Source organism: Cellulomonas denverensis (genome assembly GCF_012396125.1).
Classification (GTDB): domain Bacteria; phylum Actinomycetota; class Actinomycetes; order Actinomycetales; family Cellulomonadaceae; genus Cellulomonas; species Cellulomonas denverensis.
The window spans coordinates 497945-517228 of sequence record NZ_JAAXOX010000001.1; the positions used below are offsets into that span (position 1 = coordinate 497945).

16 protein-coding genes are annotated in these 19284 nt (G+C 71.5%); 8 read left to right on the forward strand and 8 right to left on the reverse strand.

All coding sequences use genetic code 11. The features are described from left to right. Window positions 1–15 precede the first annotated feature (15 nt). Together HGA03_RS02210 and HGA03_RS02215 are read right to left on the reverse strand one after the other, a co-directional pair. Window positions 16–1830: a glycoside hydrolase family 2 protein gene (locus HGA03_RS02210; RefSeq protein WP_168628557.1), complete on the reverse strand. Its 1815-nt coding sequence runs from the start codon at window positions 1828–1830 to the stop codon at window positions 16–18. Between the two features lie 86 nt (window positions 1831–1916). Beyond that, window positions 1917–2939, reverse strand: coding sequence for a LacI family DNA-binding transcriptional regulator (locus HGA03_RS02215; protein WP_168628558.1), 1023 nt, complete (start codon window positions 2937–2939; stop codon window positions 1917–1919). Window positions 2940–3049: 110 nt separating this feature from the next. Between HGA03_RS02215 and HGA03_RS02220 the strand changes: the two genes are divergently transcribed. The 6 genes from HGA03_RS02220 (at window position 3050) to HGA03_RS02245 (ending at window position 9053) form a co-directional block, all read left to right on the forward strand. Continuing rightward, the gene (locus HGA03_RS02220; protein WP_168628559.1) at window positions 3050–4369 is read left to right on the forward strand and encodes an ABC transporter substrate-binding protein; all 1320 of its coding nucleotides are present in this window, start codon (window positions 3050–3052) and stop codon (window positions 4367–4369) included. Window positions 4370–4371: 2 nt separating this feature from the next. Continuing rightward, window positions 4372–5298 (forward strand): carbohydrate ABC transporter permease, encoded by a 927-nt coding sequence (locus HGA03_RS02225; protein ID WP_168628560.1) that lies wholly within the window; start codon window positions 4372–4374, stop codon window positions 5296–5298. Next, complete coding sequence (locus tag HGA03_RS02230; RefSeq protein WP_168628561.1) at window positions 5298–6182, forward strand: carbohydrate ABC transporter permease; 885 nt, start codon at window positions 5298–5300, stop codon at window positions 6180–6182. The genes HGA03_RS02225 and HGA03_RS02230 overlap by 1 nt, the downstream gene beginning before the upstream one ends. A 7-nt stretch (window positions 6183–6189) precedes the next feature. Further along, window positions 6190–7431 (forward strand): family 1 glycosylhydrolase, encoded by a 1242-nt coding sequence (locus tag HGA03_RS02235; protein ID WP_168628562.1) that lies wholly within the window; start codon window positions 6190–6192, stop codon window positions 7429–7431. Window positions 7432–7507: 76 nt separating this feature from the next. Beyond that, the gene (locus tag HGA03_RS02240; RefSeq protein WP_168628563.1) at window positions 7508–8146 is read left to right on the forward strand and encodes a DUF6308 family protein; all 639 of its coding nucleotides are present in this window, start codon (window positions 7508–7510) and stop codon (window positions 8144–8146) included. Window positions 8147–8333: 187 nt separating this feature from the next. Beyond that, window positions 8334–9053 (forward strand): head GIN domain-containing protein, encoded by a 720-nt coding sequence (locus HGA03_RS02245; RefSeq protein WP_168628564.1) that lies wholly within the window; start codon window positions 8334–8336, stop codon window positions 9051–9053. A 12-nt stretch (window positions 9054–9065) separates the two neighbouring features. On the opposite strand, the gene HGA03_RS02250 is transcribed toward HGA03_RS02245, so the two are convergent. The 6 genes from HGA03_RS02250 to HGA03_RS02275 form a co-directional block, all read right to left on the reverse strand. Further along, complete coding sequence (locus tag HGA03_RS02250; protein ID WP_168628893.1) at window positions 9066–9869, reverse strand: LLM class flavin-dependent oxidoreductase; 804 nt, start codon at window positions 9867–9869, stop codon at window positions 9066–9068. A 79-nt stretch (window positions 9870–9948) separates the two neighbouring features. Continuing rightward, window positions 9949–11346 (reverse strand): mannitol dehydrogenase family protein, encoded by a 1398-nt coding sequence (locus HGA03_RS02255; protein WP_168628565.1) that lies wholly within the window; start codon window positions 11344–11346, stop codon window positions 9949–9951. Between the two features lie 4 nt (window positions 11347–11350). Then, on the reverse strand, window positions 11351–13312 hold the full coding sequence (locus tag HGA03_RS02260; RefSeq protein ID WP_239073740.1) for a right-handed parallel beta-helix repeat-containing protein: 1962 nt from the start codon (window positions 13310–13312) through the stop codon (window positions 11351–11353). A 29-nt stretch (window positions 13313–13341) separates the two neighbouring features. Continuing rightward, window positions 13342–14175 carry a carbohydrate ABC transporter permease gene (locus HGA03_RS02265; RefSeq protein ID WP_168628567.1) on the reverse strand — a complete coding sequence of 278 codons (834 nt, stop codon included), beginning with the start codon at window positions 14173–14175 and terminating at the stop codon, window positions 13342–13344. Beyond that, window positions 14175–15020, reverse strand: a complete 846-nt coding sequence (locus HGA03_RS02270) for a carbohydrate ABC transporter permease (protein ID WP_168628894.1) — start codon at window positions 15018–15020, stop codon at window positions 14175–14177. Before HGA03_RS02270 ends, HGA03_RS02265 begins: the two co-directional genes overlap by 1 nt. A gap of 35 nt (window positions 15021–15055) precedes the next feature. Then, the gene (locus HGA03_RS02275) at window positions 15056–16360 is read right to left on the reverse strand and encodes an ABC transporter substrate-binding protein (RefSeq protein WP_168628568.1); all 1305 of its coding nucleotides are present in this window, start codon (window positions 16358–16360) and stop codon (window positions 15056–15058) included. A 187-nt stretch (window positions 16361–16547) separates the two neighbouring features. On the opposite strand from HGA03_RS02275, the gene HGA03_RS02280 reads away from it, so the two are divergent. Both HGA03_RS02280 and HGA03_RS02285 read left to right on the forward strand, forming a co-directional pair. Continuing rightward, a complete protein-coding gene (locus HGA03_RS02280; RefSeq protein WP_168628569.1) occupies window positions 16548–17570 on the forward strand; it encodes a LacI family DNA-binding transcriptional regulator in 1023 nt (340 codons plus the stop codon). Window positions 17571–17697: 127 nt separating this feature from the next. Next, entirely contained in the window at window positions 17698–19260 is a 1563-nt protein-coding gene (locus HGA03_RS02285) for an InlB B-repeat-containing protein (protein ID WP_168628570.1), read from the forward strand. Window positions 19261–19284: the final 24 nt, after the last annotated feature.

Genomic DNA, 19284 nt, shown 5'->3' on the forward strand with positions numbered 1-19284 from the left:
CCCCGGCGCTCTGGGTCAGCCGGCGATGATCCGGCGCAGCGCCTCCACCGGCAGCTTGGGCTTGCGGTCCGCCGTGCACAGGCCGTTGGTCTCCAGCCCGGTGTCGGTGAGCTGGGTGTAGCAGAACCCGCTCAGCGCCGTCGAGGAACGGACCGCGCCGAGCAGGTCGGTCAGCCGCGCCTCCAGGTCCTCGGGGGTGCGGGCCTCGGAGTACCCCCACGCACCCTCCGGCGCCCCGGGCGCGAACGACACCCCGCCGAACTCGGACAGCAGCACCGGGATCGACCCCGGCTCGGGCGCCGGCCCGCCGACCCACATCCGCCGCCCGGCCGGCCCGATGCCGTCCAGCGTCCGGGCGACCGCCGCCCGGTCGCCGTACCGCTCCCGCAGCACCGCACCGGTGTCGGCGTAGTCGTGCACGGTTAACAGGTCGGAGGCGGTGTGCTCCCAGCCGTCGTTCGAGATCACCGGCCGGGTCGGGTCCAGCGCCCGGGTCAGCTCGGTCAGGGCGCGGCTGTAGGCCTGCTGCGCCGGGTCGTGCGCGAGGTGCTGCACCCCCCAAGACTCGTTGAACGGCACCCAGGCGATGATGCAGGGGTGCGACACGTCCCGCCGCACGATGTCCAGCCACTCCCGGGTGAGCTGGGCGACCGCCTCGTCGGAGAACCGGTAGGCCCCGGCGGTCTCGGCCCACACCGCCAACCCGAGGACGTCGCACCAGTACAGGTACCGCGGGTCCTCGACCTTCTGGTGCACCCGCACCGTGTTGAAGCCCAGGTCGAGCGCGAGCTGCACCTCCTCGCGCAGCGCGTCCGGGCCGGGCGGGGTCAGGTGCGAGTCAGGCCAGTAGCCCTGCTCCAGCACGGCCCGCACCGTGAACGGCCGGTCGTTGAGCAGCAGGGTGTCCCCCGCCACCGCCACCGAGCGCAGGCCGCAGTACGAGTCCACCCGGTCGAGCACCGCCCCCGCGGCGTCGGACAGCACGACTTCCGCGTCGAGGAGCACCGGCGAGTCCGGCGACCACAGCAAGCGTTCGTAGGCCTGCCCGTTGTGCTGCTGCGGCAGCGGGACGACGACGTCCGCCACCGACCCGGCGACCGGTACCTCGGCCGTGCCGACCTCAATGCCGTCGTGGCTGAGCCGCACCCGGACCCGGACACCCTGTGGCGCCACGGCCCGCAGCCGGACCTGGACCGCCATCCGCGCCCCGGGCACGTCGGCCCGCCAGACCAGGGAGTCCACCGCCACCGCCGGCACCCGCTCCAGCCACACCGTGCGCCAGATCCCGGAGGTGCGGTCGTACCAGATCGCGTGCTGCTCCGGCTGCCAGTCCTGCTTGCCGCGCGGCTGCTCGACGTCGGTCCGGTCGTCGGTGGCACGCACCACCACGACATGTGCGCCGGCGGGCAGCGCGGGGTCGAGCAGGTCGGTGATGTCGGCGGTGAACGGCGTCTGGCCACCCTCGTGCCGGACCGCGTGAGCACCGTCGACCCACACGTCACACTCGTGGTCCACCGCGCCGAGGTGCAGCAGCAGCCGGTCGGAGCCCAGGTCGGTCAGGTCAGCGAGGGCGGGCAGCGTCCGCCGGTACCAGAGCGCGGCATGGTCGCCGTGGTCGGCGATGCCGGAGGCAATCGACTCCGGCGGGAACGGCACCCGGATCTCCGCGCCGAACCGGTCTGCCTCCGCCGGGGCGTGCCACCGCTCGCGCAGTCCGGCCTGGTCGTCGTCGAAGGTGAACGCCCAGGTGCCGTCGAGCGACCACCAGCGGTCGGGGCGGACGAGCTGGGGGCGGGGGTGTGCCCCGCGGAGGGCTGACGTCGTCGTCATGGCGGTCCTTCGGTCGCGGTCCTTGGGTCGGGGCACGGTGTTGCGGGGTGCCCGGTCGCCATATTGCCACGTTGCAAACGTCCGCGTCACGCCGGACCGGTCGACTCCCGCAGCACGATCCGGTGCGGCACGGTGATGTCCTCAGCCGGGCCGGCGGCAGATCGACGCTCCACCCGTGCCAGCAGCCGTGCCACCGCCACCCGGGCAATGGCGTCGCGATCCGGGCGGACGGTGCTCAGCGAGGGAGTGGCGTACTGGACCTCCTCGACGTCGTCGAAGCCCATCACCGCGACATCGCCGGGCACCTGGAGCCCTCGGGTCAGACAGGCCCGCAGCGCGCCGATGGCCAACATGTCGTTGAAGCAGAACACCGCATCCGGCCGCAACTCGTCGTCGAGCATCGCGGACATGGCCGCGAAGCCCGAGGCGCGGTCGAAGCTCTCGACATAGCGCAACAGGCGCGGATGGGCAGGCAGTCCCGCCTCGGCCAGTGCCAGCATGAAGCCTTCGGCCCGTTGCCGGCCGGTGTTCGCCTCGGTCTGCAGGCCGATCGCCGCGATCCGGCGCCGCCCCGTGCCGATCAGGTGATCCGTGGCGGCCCGGGCCGCGGCGACGTTGTCGATGTGCACATGGTCGAACGCCGTGTCCACGGTCCGTTCGCCCAGCAGCACTACCGGTCGCGCCGGGTCCGCGGCGAGCAGATCACCGGCGGACAGTGCCAGCGGACTGAGCACCAGCCCGTCGAACATCGCCCCGCGCGGGCCGCGCAACAGCAACTCGCGCTCCCGGGCCGGGTCGCCGTCGGTCTGGTCGACCACCACGGTGAACCCCGCGCCGGTGGCTTCGCGCACCACCGCCCGGGCGAGCTCGGCGAAGTAGGGCTGATCGAGCGCGGGCACCACCAGGCCCAGCAGACCGGTCCGGCCGGTCCGCAATGACCGCGCTGCGGCGTTGGCCCGGTAGCCGAGAGCGTCGATCACCGCCTGCACCTGCTCGCGCGTCCGCGGTGCGACGTGCTCGTACCCGTTCACCACGTTGGACACCGTCCGCGGTGAGACCCCGGCGACCCGAGCGACCTCCTGCAGCGTCACCGCACCCCTGCCCGTCATGCCCGCGACCCTAGCCTGTTTGCCACGTGGCAATCTCACACGCTACGTTTGCCACGTTGCAATGCCGTGGTGACGGAGCCACGGCTGCTCGGAACCGCAAGGAGGCGGACATGCCGGACATGCACCGACGACGGAACACCAGGCGGGGGATCGCGCTGGCCGCAGGTCTCGCGCTCGGCCTGGCAGCCTGTGCCGGCCAGGGCTCGGGTGGGAACGACACCGGCGCCGCCGGGGACGACGGTCCCACCACGCTCACGCTCTGGCACGGCATGACCGGTCCCGACGGACCGGCCGTCCAGCAGATCATCGACGACTTCAATGCCTCGCAGGACCAGATCGTCGTCGAACCGAACGTGATGCCGTGGGATGTGCTGTACCAGAAGGTGCTCACCTCGCTGTCGTCCAACAGCGGGCCCCAGGTGGTCGCGATGAGCGCCTCGAACGTGCCCCAGTACGCCTCCAAGGGCGCGCTCGCCCCGGTGGACGACTTCTACGCCGATGACGCCTTCATGGACACGTCGGTGCTGCCGGACGCCGCGAAGAACGCCGCAGTGTTCGACGGGACGAATTACGGCGTGCCGCTGAACATCGCGCCGATGATGCTCTACTGGAACAAGGACCTGTTCAGCGCCGCCGGCCTCGATCCCGAGCAGCCGCCGACCACCTGGGACGAGTTCGCCTCGATGGCGGAGAAGCTCACCATCGACGACAACGGCGACGGCAAGCCCGAGCAGTACGCCCTGGCGCTGGCCGACCACACCACGGTCCCGATCTGGCAGATGCTGCTCTGGGGCACCGGTGGCGGCGTGGTCTCAGACGACGCGACGACCGCGATCGTGGACTCCCCCGAGACGCTGGAGGCGCTGGAGTTCTGGGTCGAGCAGGTCCGGGACAAGCAGGTCTCCCCGATCGGCCTGTCCGGCGCCGACGCGGACAAGCTGTTCCAGACCGGCAAGGCTGCGATGGAGATCGTCGGGCCCTGGATGACCACCGGCTTCGACGACGCTGGGCTGAACTACGGGCTCGCCGCACCGCCGGCCGGCCCGGAGGCCCAGGTCACGCTCGGCGACGTGGTGACCTTCACGGTGAACGCCAAGGCCACCGATGCCGAGCAGGAGGCCGCCAAGACGTTCTTCGCCTACTGGAACTCCGTCGAGTCCCAGACCACCTGGGCCGACGGCTCCGGCTTCCCGCCCACCCGCACCGACATCCCGGCCTCGGACCTGTCCAATCCCTACTCCGCGGTGTTCGGTGACCCGGAGCTGCTGGGCAGCGCCCAGGTCTACCTCGCCGGTGTCCCGAACTCGGGCACGATCACCGACTCGATCTTCTACCCGGCGCTCCAGCGCGTCCTCAACGGCGACGGCGATCTCACCGAGGTCTTCACGCAGGCGAACACGGACATCCAGGCCCAGATCGACCAGGGCTGACCATGACCACTGCCGCACCCCGCTCCCCCGCCCGCGCCGTCACCCGGCGCGGGCGGGGGGCCCGGCGCCGCGAGCGGACTGCCTGGCTCTTCCTCGCGCCGAGCCTGCTGACGATCGCGGTGTTCATGCTCTGGCCGATGATCCAGTCGGCCTACCTGTCCTTCATGGACTACAACCGCATCCAACCCGCGCGGTGGGTCGGCCTGGCGAACTACCGCGAGCTGCTGACCGACCCGGCCGTGCACAACGCCCTCGGCAACACACTGGTCTACGCGGTGGTCGTCACCCCGCTGACCGTGGGACTGGCGCTCGCCCTCGCGCTGATGCTCAACCGGGCGATCTTCGCGAGGGGACTGATCCGGACCGCGGTGTTCCTGCCGTTCATCGTCTCGCTGGCCATCGTCGCGATCGCCTGGGCCTTCCTGCTCGACCCGAACATCGGGCTGATTTCGCACTGGCTCGACGGCATCGGCATCGTGTCCCGGCAGGGCTGGCTGTCGGACCCGAAGCTCGCCATGCCCGCAGTGATGATCGTCGGCATCTGGAAGACCGTCGGCTTCTACATGGTCATGTACCTGGCCGGCCTGCAGTCGATCCCGACCGAGCTCTACGAAGCGGCCTCGCTGGACGGCGCCGGACCGTGGACCCGGTTCCGCAACGTGACCTGGCCGCTGCTGTCCAACCAGACCATGCTCATCTCGATCATGGCGGCGATCGCCACTTTGCAGGCCTTCGACCAGATCTACGTGATGACGCACGGCGGCCCCTACTTCCAGACGGAGACGCTCGTCATGCTCGTGTACCGCGTCGGCTTCGAGGAGCTGCGCCTGGGCTACGGGTCCGCGATCTCGTGGGTGCTGCTGCTCGGGGTGTTCGTGCTCTCGATGCTCCAGTTCGGCTACTTCCGCAAGCGGGCGGTGACCTACTGATGGCCGGGGACACGCTGCTGCGGCCGGTGACCGAGGACGCCGCGCCGGTGCAGCACGAGGTGCGCCGGCTGGACCGGTTGTGGCGCTGGCTGACCGGGATCTCCGGCCTGGTCATCGCCGCGGCGATGCTGCTGCCGATCATCTGGATGGTGCTCACGGCCTTCAAGCCGGAGTCCGACATCGTCGCCTACCCGCCGACCCTCTGGCCGCGGGAGCTCACCCTCGAACACTTCGGGGACATCTGGTCCCAGATCCCGTTCGCGAGGCTGTACGGCAACACCATCGTGTTCGCCGGGGCGGTCACGGTGTTCTCCCTGCTGTTCGACGCGATGGCCGCCTACGCGCTGGCCCGGCTGGAGTTCCGCGGCAAGAACGTGGTGTTCGTGCTGGTACTGGTGCTGTTGATGCTGCCGTACCAGGTCACGCTCATCCCGCTCTACGACACCCTCGCTGCCGTCGGGTTGGCCGGGACCCTGCCCGGGATGATCGTGCCACGGCTGACCAACGCCTTCGGCATCTTCTTCCTGCGGCAGTTCTTCCTGTCGCTGCCCCGGGACCTGGAGGAGGCCGCCCGGATCGATGGCGCCTCCGAGCTGCGGATCTTCGCCCAGGTCATCGCACCGCTGGCCAAGCCGGCCCTGCTCACCCTCGGCCTGTTCCACTTCCAGTACAACTGGAACGATCTGCTGTGGCCGCTGATCATGGCGGACAACCTGGAGTCCGCGACCCTGCCCGCCGGCCTGGCGATGTTCATGGGCCAGCACGTCGTGGAGTACGGCCTGCTGATGGCCGGATCGGTCCTGGCGCTGCTGCCGGTGGTCGTCTTCTTCCTGCTCATCCAACGCTCCTTCGTCGCGGGCATCGCGACGACCGGCATGAAGTGAGGTCTGCGTGACTGACACCTGGCACACCGACGGACGCCTGCATCACGGCGTCGGCATCGAGGACACCTTCATCCCGGCCGAGCGGGTCGGGCAACGCAAACTCGACGAGTACGAGTTGACCCAGCACTACCACCACTGGCGCGAGGATCTGCGGTTGGCGGCGGAGTCCGGAGCCACCCTGATCCGCTGGGGCTCGCCCTGGTATCTGGTCGAGCCGGAGGAGGGCCGGTTCGACTTCCGGTGGCTGGACGAGGTGATGGCCGAGATGCGAGCGCTGGGACTGCACTGCGTCCTGGACGTCATGCACTACGGCACCCCACTCTGGCTCGCGAACGCGTTCCTCGATCCGCGCTACCCCGAGTTGGTCGCCCGGTACGCCGCCGCGGTCGCCGAGCGGTACCCCGGCGTGGTGGACGACCTCACCCCGCTGAACGAGCCGATGGTGAACGCGATCTGGTGCGGCCGCGACGGGAGATGGCCCCCGTACCTGACCGGCGACGACGGCCTGGTGAGCGTGCTGATCCCGCTGGCCCGGGGCATGGTCGCCACCCAGCGGGCGGTCGCCGCCGTGCGGCCCGGCCTCCGGTTCGTGCACGTCGACGCCGGGTTCATCTTCGAGGGCAACGGTCCGGGCGGGCTGAGCCTCGCCGACGGGGAGTCGTGGCGGTTCCTCGCCCTCGACCTGATCACCGGCCGGGTCGATCCCGATCACCCGCTGTACGACTACTTGGTGCAGCACGGTGCTCGGGAGGAGGACCTGGCCGCTCTGCGCCGGGACGCCGTCCAGCCCGACGTGGTCGGCGTGAACTACTACCCCGCGTTCACCACCCAGGCGGTGACCGCCGACGGCGCCGAGTCCCCGGTGGAGGCCGGCACCGCGGGACTGGTCGAGTTGCTCGGGGTATACCACCGGCGGTACGACCTGCCGCTGGCGATCACCGAGACGTCGCGGGCCACCCGGGACGTCGCCGCGAAGGCACAGTGGGTGGACGACCTGCTGGACACCGTCGCGCAGGTCCGCGCCGAGGGCGTCCCGGTGACCGCGGTGTTCTGGTTCCCGCTGCTCGACCTGGTGGACTGGTCGTACCGGGACGGCACCGCGCCCGCCGACGAGTACCTGATGCCGTTCGGGCTGGTCGATCTGGTCCGGGGGCCGGACAACGTGCTGGCACGGGTCCCGAACGCGGCGTATGACCGCTGGCGCACTCGGGTGACGACCACGGGAGGGTCCTCCGCGCATCGGGCGTGATCCGGGCCGCCGGTGTGCTGGAGACAAGCTCCTCGAACGGCCACCATCCGGCGCCGGTCCCCGCCACGATGGGCACATGCTCACTCTCAGCCCACGCCTGGCGACGCTGCTCTCCCCCGAGCACACCGAGGACGCGACCGCACTGCTGCGAACGTACTTCGCGCCACGCTCCGAGGGTGGGTTCACCGGTGCGTACTTCGAGCACGGGATCGAGCGCGACCCCGACGAGTTCACCGCCGACGACCTGGTCGCCGTCTCGATGCTCTCGGTGTCGATCCCCGGCAGAGCCGCGATCGAGCTCCTGCACAACCGCCGCACGGAACTGAACGCGCTGCTCCGTGCGGTCGGGCCGGACCGCCCGCTCGCCGACCTGACCGAGGACGAGGTCGGCGACGGGTGGGCGGTCCGGCCGCTCTACCGCGCTCTGCTGGGCATCCCCGGCATCGGCGAGACCAGGGCCACCAAGCTCCTCGCCCGCAAACGGCCCCACCTGGTGCCGATCCTGGACAGCGTGGTCAGCCGCGAGCTCGGGATCGTCAAGGGCCGCTATTGGCAGCCGCTGCACGCCTGGCTGGTCGCGGACGACCGAGCCGGGCACCGGCGGTTGGAGGACCTCCGGGCCGAGGCGGGCCTTGCCCCGTCGGTCTCCGCGCTGCGGGTGTTCGACGTGCTGGCCTGGACCGTCGGCCGCCAGGCCGGCTCGGACACGCTGTGACGGCCGCAGACTTCCGCGAGGTCGATGCCGCGCTCCCCGATTCGCCCGAGGGGTGGCCCGCCGCGATCTGGGTCTGACCGGGGTCCGTTCGGGGTCCGATCGGGGTCCTCCCCGATGTGGCCGCACCCGCGCCACTGCCAGGCTGATGCCAGCCGCAGGACATGCCCCACGACCGAGGAGACACACGATGGCACGCCGGACGATCACCGCAGCAGCGACGGCGACGGGGGTCCTGGCCGTCCTCGCCCTGACCGGGTGCGTGGTCGAGTCCGCCGGGCCGACCGAGACCCGCAACGTCGAGATCGAGGACGTCAGCGCCATCGACCTGCGCACCTCCGGCGACCTCACCATCCGCCGTGGCGACACCCCGTCGCTCACGATCACCGCCGGCGAGCGCACCCAGGACCGGCTGACCAGCGAGGTGCGCAACGGGGTCCTGGTCCTGGACGCCCGCGGCGACTTCGGCATCCGGATCGGCGGTTCGATCAGCTACGAGCTGGTGGTCACCGAGCTCAGCGACCTGGTGGTCGCGGGCTCCGGGGATGTCAGTGCGTCCGACGTGGTCGGTGCCGACGGGTTGCAGGTGCAGATCGAGGGTTCGGGCGACGTCGACATCGACCAGATCGACACCGCTGATGTGTGGGTGTCCGTCGAGGGATCGGGCGGGGTCGACCTGTCCGGGCGGGCCGACGGGGCCGGGGTCAGCATCGAGGGCTCCGGCGGCGTCGACCTCGGCGACCTGGCGGTGGCCGAGGCGGATGTCTCGATCGAGGGCTCCGGGGAGGTCGAGGTCGACGCCCGGGACCGGTTGGCGGTCTCGATCAGCGGGTCGGGATCGGTCCGCTACTCCGGCAACCCCGACCTGACCCAGGACATCTCCGGGTCGGGCGACGTGCGGCAGGGCTGACCCGCCGCCGGGTCATCCCAACAGCGGCCGCACCTCCGTCCCGAGCCAGGCGACCGCGGGCAACGGGTCGGCGTCGATCTGGAGCACCGGCATCGACGTCGCACCCGCGTCCACCCAGGCGCGCAGGTACTCCGCGGTCGCCTCGGCGCCACGGGAGCGGACCGGCGGGGGCACGACGACGGTGACGCACGCGGCGACCGGCCCGCTGCGACCCACCGACGCCCGGCCCTCCGCGACGATCGCCAGCGCGCGGCGCACCTCGTCCGGGGTCGGGGTGCCCGCCAACACCACACCGTCGGCGACCTGCCCGACCAGGTGCAGCGTCTTCGGCCCCTGCCCCGCCGCGAGCACCGGCGGGGCGGACGCCGGGGGCCAGTCGAGCGCCACGTCCGCCAGCTGCACGTACCGGCCGTCGACCGTGACCCGTTCCCCGCGCAACAGCGCCCGCAGCGCCTCGACCTGTTCCCGGAGCAGGGTCAGCGGCGAGCCGACCCGCGCACCGACCTGGCCCATCCAGTCCTGGACGCCGTGCCCCAGCCCGGGCACCAGACGTCCAGGGAACATCCCGGCCAGGGTCGCGACCTCCATCGCAGTGAGGGCCACGTTGCGCAGCGGCACCGGCAGCACGCCGAGCCCGACCCGCAGCCGCTCGGTCGCGCCGAGGATCGCCCCGGCCGAGGCGATCGCCGACTCCTTGAAGCAGTCCTCCCAGAGCCACATCTCCTCGATGCCCGCCGTGTCCGCGGCGCGCGCCAGCGCGAGGACCTGGGCGGGCGGGACGATCTCCGGATTGGCGACGATGCCGAGTGTGACCATGGTCACGAACCTAGCGGCGACCTCCGACACCGGGGCCCGAGGACACCAGGGACGCCGACCACGGCGGGTCCGTTGCCACTCAGCCCGACGTGAGCCGCGCCAACAGCCGCTCCGGGCCGCCCGCCACCAGGTCTTCCCGCGCCAGCCGGAACTCGGCCACCACCCCCTCGTCCTGCCCGAGGTCGCCGAAGACCTCCCGCACCCGCAGGAACGCCCCGGGCTGCTGGTCCTCCCGGCGGGCGGCGTCCCGCAGCACCTCGGCGAACGGGTCCGCCACGTCCGCCCCGAGACTGCGCTGCGCCCAGCAGGCGAGCACCGCGGCGGCGAAGGGCACCGGTCGCCCGGCGCGGCGGTTGTCGGCGACCGCGCCCAGCACGAACCGGGGCACCCGGTCGGAGGCGTCGGTCACCAGGCGCCGCACGGTGTCCCGGACCTGCGGGTTGGCGAACCGCTCGATTGCGGAGCGGCCGTAGCCGAGGGTGTCCAGCCCCGGGGTGACGGGCAGGGTCGGGGCCGCCTCGGCGACGTAGCCGGTCAGGAACTCCCGCACCCGGGGGTGGGCCACCGCCTCGTCGACCGTGGTCAGGCCGAGCAGCATCCCGAGGTGGCCGACCGCCTGGTGGGTGCCGTTGAGCAGCCGCAGCTTGTGCGCCTCGTAGGGTTCGACGTCTGCGACGAACTCGACCCCGACCGCCTCCAGCGCGGGCCGGCCGGTGGGGAACCGGTCCTCGACGATCCACTGCGCGAACGGTTCGCAGGTGACCGGCCAGCGATCCTCGATCCCGAGCTCGCGGCGGACCAGCTCCCGCTCGGTGTCGGTGGTCGCCGGGGTGATCCGGTCCACCATCGAGGACGGGAAGGCCACGTTCTGCTCGATCCACCGGGCCAGCCCGGCATCCCGGCCGGCCGCCACCCCGAGCACGGACCGGCGGGCCACGACGCCGTTCGCCGGGATGTTGTCGCAGGACAGCAGCGTGAACGGCAGCAGGCCCGCCGCCCGGCGGTCCGCGAGCGCATCGACCAGGAGGTCGAACGTCCCGCCGGGCTCGGCGAGCGAGGGGACGAAGTCGCCGGTGGTCCGGTCGACCGGGTAGCCGCCCTCGGTCACGGTCAAAGTCACCAGCCGGGTGGCCGGGTCGGCGAGCCGGGACCGCACCGCGGCCAGGTCCTCCGGCAGCACCAGGAAGCCGGTCACCGCCCCGACGGTGCGGCGGGTGAGCCGGCCGTCGGGGTGGCGCTCGACCACCGAGTGCAGCAGGTCCTGCGCGGCCAGCCGGTCGCGCACCTCCGCGTCCGCCGGCCGCAGGCCGACATCGACGACCCCCCAGCCGTCCGCCTGGCCGAGCTCGGCGAGCCGGTCCAGGTACCAGGCCTGGTGCGCGCGGTGGAAGTTGCCCGGCCCCAGGTGCACCCACCCGGCGCCGAGGCGGACACGGTCGTAGCGGGGCGGGTGTGCCGTGATGTCGGTGGCGGTCACCGGTTCACCAGACCCGGATCCGCGAACTGCCCGGTGCGAGGGCGGCCAGCGGTCCGGCCGGGTAGGCGCGCGCCGCCACCTTCGCCCGGCCGACCAGGTCCAGCCCGGCCACCAGCGGGGTGCCGTCGGGCTCCTCGAAGTCGGCGTCGACGATCCGCACCCGCGGCAGGTCGGCGCCGGTCACCAGGGCGATCTGGTCCACCGCGAAGGTCTCCGGCAGGTCGGCCTCCAGGTACACCGCGTCCCCGTGGTCCACCACCCGCACGGTGGCGCCCTCGGTGAGCACCAGCGCGTCGGCCTCACGGGCGTACGGCCGGGCACCACCGGCATACACGTTCAGGTGCACGCTGGCGGGCTGGAGCCGGCCGTGGAACCGCTCGTGGTCGCCGTCCTCCTGGTCGATCGCCGCCACGTACTCCTCCAGCGAGGCCGGGTAGCCGTCGTACCCGTGGGTGCCGTACCGGGCCGCCGGCCGCCAGCGGTTGTCCGGCGCATAGGCCTGCTCCACGTCACCGCCGAGGAAGACGTTGCCCAGGTAGCGGTCGTCCCCGCCGTGCACCACGGCGAACCCGGCCACCTGGGTCGAGTGCGGGCGGTGGTACGGCGTGGCGCGTTCGAGCACCTGCTGCAACGCGACGGTCCCGCCGACCAGGTTGTTGATGAACGCCCCGCCCTGGCTGAACAGCTCCAGCGAGACCCGGGAGGCGAGCACGTTGTGGTCGACCACGTAGGGGCCGTGGCTGACCTCGACGAACAGGTCCCGGGTGTTGGCGTACATCAGGTTCCGGGTGACCCGGGTGCCCTGGGTCTGCCAGTCCAGCCAGATGCCGAGCGTCGAGTCGTGGATCCGGTTGTGCTCGATCCGCACGTCGATCGCGGCGTGCAGCTTGATCCCGGCGATCTCGTGGCCGAAGAACTCGCGCTTGGTCGCGATGTGGTGGATGTGGTTGTCCTCGATGGTGGAGAACACCGCGCCGAGGTGCCCGACCACGCCGTTCTGCCCGCAGTCGAAGATGGTGTTCCGGCGCACGATGTGCGACCCGATGTGCTCTCGATCCCAGCCGATCTGGCGGGCGGCGAACACCGATTCCAGCTGGTACTGGTAACCGGGCTTGTCCCCGCGGAGCGTGGCGAAGTTGTGGCCGGTGGAGATCTCCTTGCCCAGCGAGACCGCCGAGCACTTGGCGTCGTGAATGACGTTGTCCTCGATGATCCAGCCGCGCGCCCAGTTCGGGCCGATCAACCCGGGCTGGTCGGCGGTCGGCGGGGTCCACGGGGTGGCCGCCTGTGCGAGTTCGAAGCCGCGCACGGTGATCCAGTCCAGGTGGTGCTCGACCGGGTAGAACACGCTGCGCCGCACGTTGATCTCGACCAGCGCGGTCCGGGGGTCGGCGTCCTGGAAGTTGGCCCAGATGGTGGTGGTGCGGTCCCCGACCTCGGCGAACCACACGTGACGGGTGGCGTCCGGGTCCAGCGGCTCGGCGGTGCCGGTCCAGCCGTCCCGGGTCGAGGTCCGCGCGGGCGGGTCGGACACCGCCGCCCGGTCGTGCACCTCGTAGAAGCTCCGGCCGTCCAGGTACACCTCACCGAGGTGGGCGCGCTCGCCGGTGGGCGGCGGGACGATCCAGTCGCCGTCGACGGTCTCGGCGAACGGGTTGAAGTCGCCGAACAGCGCGTTCGGCACCTCGGCCCGCCAGACCCCCGGCTCCTCGGGCGTCCAGTCGGTGACCGGCTCGGCACCGGTGATCAGCACGTGCTCGCCCTCGGCGGCCTCGTAGGTGATCCGGCGCTGGTCGCTGAGGCCACCGCGGGCGGGCTTGACCCACTCGCGGTAGACGCCCTCGTGCACCCGGACGGTGTCGCCGGGCCGGGCGAGCGCGGCGGCCCGGCCGATCGTGCGCAGGGGGGAGAGTGCGGTGCCGTCCGCGGAGTCGGATCCGGACACGGCGACGTGAATGACGCTCACGGGAGATCTGCCTTTCATCGAGGGGTGGGTCACTTGCCGAAGCCGGCCGTCAGGCCCGACACGAGCTGGCGGCGCCCGAGGATGTACGCCGCCAGGATCGGCAGCACCGACAGCACCACGGCGGCCAGCACCGCGGGGATGTCCACCGAGAACGCCCCCTGGAAGGACCACAGGGACAGCGGGAGCACCCGGGTCTCGGAGCTCTGGGTGAGCACCAGCGGGAACAGGAAGCCGTTCCAGACCTGGAGCGCGTTGTAGACGCCGACGGTCACGATCGCCGGCCGGGTCAGCGGGATCGCCAGGTCCCACAGCGTGCGCCACTCCCCCGCGCCGTCCATCCGCATCGACTCGAACAGCTCACCGGGCACGTCCCGCAGGAAGTTGGTCAGGATCAGCACCGACAGCGGGATCGCGAACGCGATCGACGGCAGGATCAGGGCCCACAGGGTGTCGTAGAGCCCGAGCTTCACGATCAGGTAGTAGACCGGGATGATCGTCGCCTGGATCGGGATCGCGATGCCGAGCAGGAACACCTGGAACAGCCGCCCGGTCGACCGGCGCCGGGAGCGGACCACGACGTAGGACGCCATCAGCGACACCGCGAGGATCACCACCACCGAGGCCGCCGTCACGATCACGGAGTTGCCGAAGTAGCGCAGGAAGTCGTTCTGCAGCACCCGGGTGTAGGCGTCGATGCTCGGGTTCGACGGCCAGGACAGCGGGTTCTCGGAGTAGTAGTCGGACTGCGGCCGCAGACTGGTGACCACGATCGCGTAGACCGGCAGGATCACGATCGCCAGCCAGATCCAGCCGGCCAGGCCACCGAGGATGTTCGGCCGGCTCCCGGCGGTGCGCCGCGCCATCACACGCCCTCCATCTGCGAGTCCATCCGGTTGGACCCGGACAGCCGGTTGAGTCCCAGGGAGACCGCCAGCCCGACGGCGACCAGGATCACGGCGATCACGCTGGCCTTGCCCATGTCGTAGCTGCGGAACCCGGTCAGGTACATGTCGAGCGGCAGGATCCGGGTCGCGTTGCCCGGGCCACCGTTGGTCAGGACGAAGATCAGGTCGAAGTAGGTCAGCGACCCCACGATCATCAGCGTCGAGGAGGTGATGATCGTGTACTTCAGCTGCGGCAGGGTGATCGAGAAGAACTGCTGCCGCCGGTTCGCGCCGTCCAGCAACGCCGCCTCGTACATCGACACCGGGATCTGCCGCACGCCGCCCTGGTAGAGCAGGGAGTGGAACGGCACGAAGCACCAGCCGATCACGAACAGCACCACCCACAGCGCCAGTCGCGGGTCGCCCAGCCAGTCCTGCGACAGCCAGTCGATCCCGAGCGCCTTGCCCAGCCCGAAGTTCGGGTCGAGCAGGGAGCGGAACACGATCGCCACCGCCGCGGAGGAGAACAGCAGCGGCAGGAAGTACAGCACCGACAGCACCGCCCGGTACCGCTGGCGACCGGCCATGAACACACCGAGCAGCAGCGACACCGGCGCCTGGAACACCCAGGACACCACGGTCACGATCAGGCTCAGCCGCAGTGCGTTCAGGGTGACCGGGTCGGTCAGCGTGCGGCCCCAGTTGTCCAGGCCCGCCCACGTCACGGCGCCGAGCCCGTCCCAGTGCGTGAATGACAGCACCAGGACGCCGACCACCGGGATCGCGGCGAAGATGCCGAAGATCACCAGCGCCGGTGCCGCCATCCACAGCGACGGTCCCGGCGTGCGGGTCGAGGCGGTCACAGCGTGGCGTCCATCGCGGCCGAGAACTGCTCCGGGTCGATCTGGCCGAGGAACAGCTGGCTGAGGTTCTCCAGCAGTGCCTGCGCCTGGGCCGCCGGGAGCGCCTGGTCCCAGGACAGCTGGAAGTTCGGGGCGTCGCTGACCATCTCGTACACGAAGGACAGGTACTCGGCGTCGTCCTGCTCGGCGATGGTGTCCTCGATGCCGAGCACCGGCGGGACCAGGTTCAGCGCCAGCAGCTCGTCCACCGCCGCGTCGTCGAGCGTCCGGTTCGCCAGGAAGTCGCTCGCCGTCGCCTGCGCCTCGGCCGAGGCGTCCGCGGAGATCGACCAGAAGTTGGACGGGTTGCCGACGATGTTCGCCGGGTCGCCCACGCCGCCCTCGACCGCCGGGAAGGTGGTGTAGCCGAGGTCCCCGGACGCGGCGAACTCCGGCGCGCTCTTCAGGAAGCCCGGCTGCACCCAGGTGCCCTGGAGCAGGAATGCCGCCTGCCCGGTCTGCAACAGCGCGGTGTCCCCGGCCTGGTCGGCGTTCACCGAACCGAAGGAGTCGCCGAAGGCCCCGGCATCGACCAGCTCACGGATCTTGGTGGTCGCCTCCAGGATCGCCGGGTCCGACCAGGCGCCGGGCTCACCGTCCACCACGGCCTGGAACACCTCGGGCCCGCCGATCCGCTCGGTCAGGTACTCGATCCACATCAGCTCGGGCCACACGCTCTGCCCGGCCAGCGCGATCGGCGTCACGCCCGCGGACTCCAGCGGGGCGACCGCGGCCAGCAGCTCGTCGTAGGTGGTCGGCACCTCGACGCCGGCATCGTCCAGGACCTGCTGGTTGTAGAACAGGATCAGCGGCTGGGTCTCGGTGTTGGGCACCGCGTACGTGGTGCCGTCCACCTGGCCGCTGGCGGCCACCGACGGGATGACCCGGTCGGTCAGATCCCCGGTCTTGCCGGTCAGGTCGATCACCGCGTCATTCGCGACATAGTCCGCGAGGGTGCCGCCACCCCAGGAGTAGATCAGCGTCGGGGCATTGCCGGCCCCGACCGAGGTGCGGATCTTCTCCTTGTAGGCGTCGTTGGCGAACCACTCGACCGCGATCTGCTCGTCCGGGTTGTCGGTGTTCCACTGCTCGAAGGTGGCGCGGAACATGTCCTCGCTGCCGCCGAAGATGCCCCACGCGCTCGCCCCGCCGGCCCCGGCACCACCACCGGGCTGCGCACCCCCACCGCACGCGGCGAGCAGTGCCGCAGCGCTCAACACCGCCGCGGCGGCACCGACCCGTCGTCCGTTCTTCAGCCTCATTGCCCCTGACTCCTTCTCGTCACCGACCACGATGTCGGACGGAAATTGTTTCCGTACGTAGCGGAAACAGTGGGACGCTATTGAGACTGGCTGTGTGGTGTCAAGGCTCGAATAGCCGGTTTTCCGGCGTGTCACGCTGAAACTGTTTCCTTCTGTGCTACGCTCGCGCCGATCCGAGGAGGTTCACGTGCCCGATTCCCGCCCGACCCTGGCGCAGGTCGCCGAGCGCGCCGGCGTCTCACGGGCGACCGCCTCCAAGGTGCTCAACCGCCGCCCCAACATCGCCGAGTCGACCCGGGCCCGGGTGCAACGCGCGATCGCCGACCTCGGCTACGTCCCCAGCACCGGGCCGCGCGACCCGCACCCGCTGCACAAGGTCAACGTCGTCTTCGACACCCTGGTCAACACGTACTCGATGGAGGTCCTCGACGGGATCCTCGCCGCCGCGCGGACCCAGGCGGTCGAGGTCGTCGTCAACACCCTCGACCCGCGGGCCGGCGACGACACCCCGCTCGGCGAGGCCTGGATCCGCCGGGTCGCCGCCCAGGGCCGCACCGGAGTCATCGTCGTGACCTCCGAGCTGACCGCCCGCCAGCGCGACCTGCTGCACTCGCTCGGCGTCCAGGTCGTCGCGATCGACCCGCTCAACCCGCTCGACGACACCGTGATCTCGGTCGGCGCCACCAACTTCGCCGGCGGCATGCAGGCCACCGGGCACCTGCTCGACCTCGGCCACCGCCGGATCGCCTTCGCCGGCGGCCTGCCGATCTCGATGGCCTCCCGGGAACGCTTCCAGGGCTTCATGAACGCGATGTCCGCCGCCGGCGCCCCCGTCGATCCCACCCTGATCCAGGAGCTCGGCTTCAACTTCGCCTCCGGCGTCCGGATGGCCACCGACTTCCTGGCCCTCCCCGACCCGCCCACCGCGATCTTCGCCGGCAGCGACGCCACCGCCCTCGGCGTCCTGGAGGCTGCCCGGCGCCAGGGCCTGCGGGTGCCGGCCGACCTGTCCGTCGTCGGCTTCGACGACACCTACGCCGCCGAGTCCACCGCGCCGCCGCTGACCACCGTCCGGCAGCCGATCATCGACATGGGGCGGGTCGCGATCCGGACTTTGCTGCAGCAGTTGCGTGGGGAACCGGTCGACTCACGGCACGTGCAGTTGTCCACCCAGCTGGTGGTGCGGGAGTCGACGGCGGCGCCCGCCTGACCACCCGGCGGGACACGGCCGAGCGCCAGTGCGGCAGCGGTGCACCCCGGGATCACGGGAAGAACCGGGGACACCCGGCTGTTGCACGGGCGGCATCGGTGAACGACGACAGGGCGAGGAGAGGGACGTGCTGACTCGGGGGCGCACGCCGGCGGGCACGGTGGGGGCAGGCACGGCGCTGGCGGTGCTCGCCGCGGTACTCCTGGCGGTCACGGCCATCGCCTCGACCGCGACGACGGCGCGTGCGGCCGAGGTGGCAGCAGCCGACGCCACACTCCAGGGCCGGATCTTCAACGACCTGGACACAGACGGCGTGCTGGACGCCGGCGAGTCGTACACCACCCTGTCCGGCATGAGAGCGGTGCTCACCCCGCCCTCCGGCGCCGCGGGCGATGTGGCCGTCACGATCGGCGCGAACGGCCTGTTCAGCGCGTCGCTGCTGGAGGCCGGCGGGTACACCCTGACGTTCTACAACGACGGGAACCTGGACGCCGACCTGCAACCGGCGCGCGGGTTCACCACCACGACGTCCGCCAGCCACTCGACGATCGGCCAGCCTCCGTTCGGTGCGACGGTCTGGTTCATGGACGTGGTGCAGGGCGTCCCGGCCGGCCCCGGCTCCCCCGGCATCGCCGCCGACCAGTCGTTCGCCGTCTACACCTTCGAGGTCCCCGAGGACTCGACCGCGACCTTCGCCGTGGGCGTGGGCATGACCGCACCGGTGGACATCACCTACCTCGCGGGCGACGGGATCGCCGAGCACTTCGGCGGCGGCGCGGCCACCGATCCGGTCGGCAAGGCCTTCCGTGGCGGCAGCCCCCAGGGCGTGCCCGTGGTGGACGCGAGCAACGCCGAGACCGGCTACGACCCGGCGACCCTCACCTGGACGCTCGACACGGCAGTCACGCTGACGGACGGCACAGCCGTGCCGGCCGGTACCGCGCTCACCGCGGCGCAGCTGGCCCAGGTCAAGGCCATGACCGGGCTGACCGCCACCGCCTCGCTCGACCTGATGCAGTACTCGATCACTTACCAGCTCGACGGCGGAGTCCTCGACAGCCCGAACCGGGACAGCTACACGATCGAGGACACCTTCACCCTGACCAACCCGGCGAAGACCGGCTACCTGTTCGACGGCTGGACCGGAACCGATCTGGCCGCGCCGACCGAGACCGTCACCGTGCCGACCGGATCCGTGGGCGACCGGACCTACCAGGCGACCTGGGCAGCGCGGACCGACACCCCCTATCTGGTCGAGCACTACCGCCTCGGGGCCGACGGCACGCCGGAGGCGATCCCGTTCGCGACCGAGAGCCTGACCGGCACGACCGGCTCGGTGGCGACGGCCGTGGCGCAGGACCTCACCGGGTACGCCCCGGACCTGGCGGCGCCGGGCACGGTGGCGCAGGGGGTGATCGCCGGCGACGGCTCCCTGATCCTGCGGCTGTACTACGCGATCGAGGCCGCTCCGGTCGAGCCCCCCGCGGCCGGTCCCGACCCGGCCACACCCGCTCCCGCGGCGGCGACGCCGGCGCCCGCGGAGGCGCCGGCACGGTCCGACAGCCCCGCCATCCTCGCGGTGACCGGTGGCTCGCCGGCGCCGGCGGGGGCGGCGGGGGCCGCCGTGCTGGCGGGCGTGGTCCTGGTCGTCGCGGCGCGGCGGGCGCGGACCACGCGGTCCCACCCCTGACCCGATCGGCCACCCTGCCTGGGC

Excerpts from the sequence above, each read along its gene's own strand:
- HGA03_RS02215 (WP_168628558.1), bottom strand. The coding sequence starts at position 2,939 with ATGACGGGCAGGGGTGCGGTGACGCTGCAGGAGGTCGCTCGGGTCGCC.
- HGA03_RS02225 (WP_168628560.1), top strand. The coding sequence starts at position 4,372 with ATGACCACTGCCGCACCCCGCTCCCCCGCCCGCGCCGTCACCCGGCGC.
- HGA03_RS02230 (WP_168628561.1), top strand. The coding sequence starts at position 5,298 with ATGGCCGGGGACACGCTGCTGCGGCCGGTGACCGAGGACGCCGCGCCG.
- HGA03_RS02245 (WP_168628564.1), top strand. The coding sequence starts at position 8,334 with ATGGCACGCCGGACGATCACCGCAGCAGCGACGGCGACGGGGGTCCTG.
- HGA03_RS02275 (WP_168628568.1), bottom strand. The coding sequence starts at position 16,360 with ATGAGGCTGAAGAACGGACGACGGGTCGGTGCCGCCGCGGCGGTGTTG.
- HGA03_RS02220 (WP_168628559.1), top strand. The coding sequence starts at position 3,050 with ATGCCGGACATGCACCGACGACGGAACACCAGGCGGGGGATCGCGCTG.
- HGA03_RS02240 (WP_168628563.1), top strand. The coding sequence starts at position 7,508 with ATGCTCACTCTCAGCCCACGCCTGGCGACGCTGCTCTCCCCCGAGCAC.
- HGA03_RS02210 (WP_168628557.1), bottom strand. The coding sequence starts at position 1,830 with ATGACGACGACGTCAGCCCTCCGCGGGGCACACCCCCGCCCCCAGCTC.
- HGA03_RS02250 (WP_168628893.1), bottom strand. The coding sequence starts at position 9,869 with ATGGTCACACTCGGCATCGTCGCCAATCCGGAGATCGTCCCGCCCGCC.
- HGA03_RS02270 (WP_168628894.1), bottom strand. The coding sequence starts at position 15,020 with ATGGCGGCACCGGCGCTGGTGATCTTCGGCATCTTCGCCGCGATCCCG.
- HGA03_RS02265 (WP_168628567.1), bottom strand. The coding sequence starts at position 14,175 with ATGGCGCGGCGCACCGCCGGGAGCCGGCCGAACATCCTCGGTGGCCTG.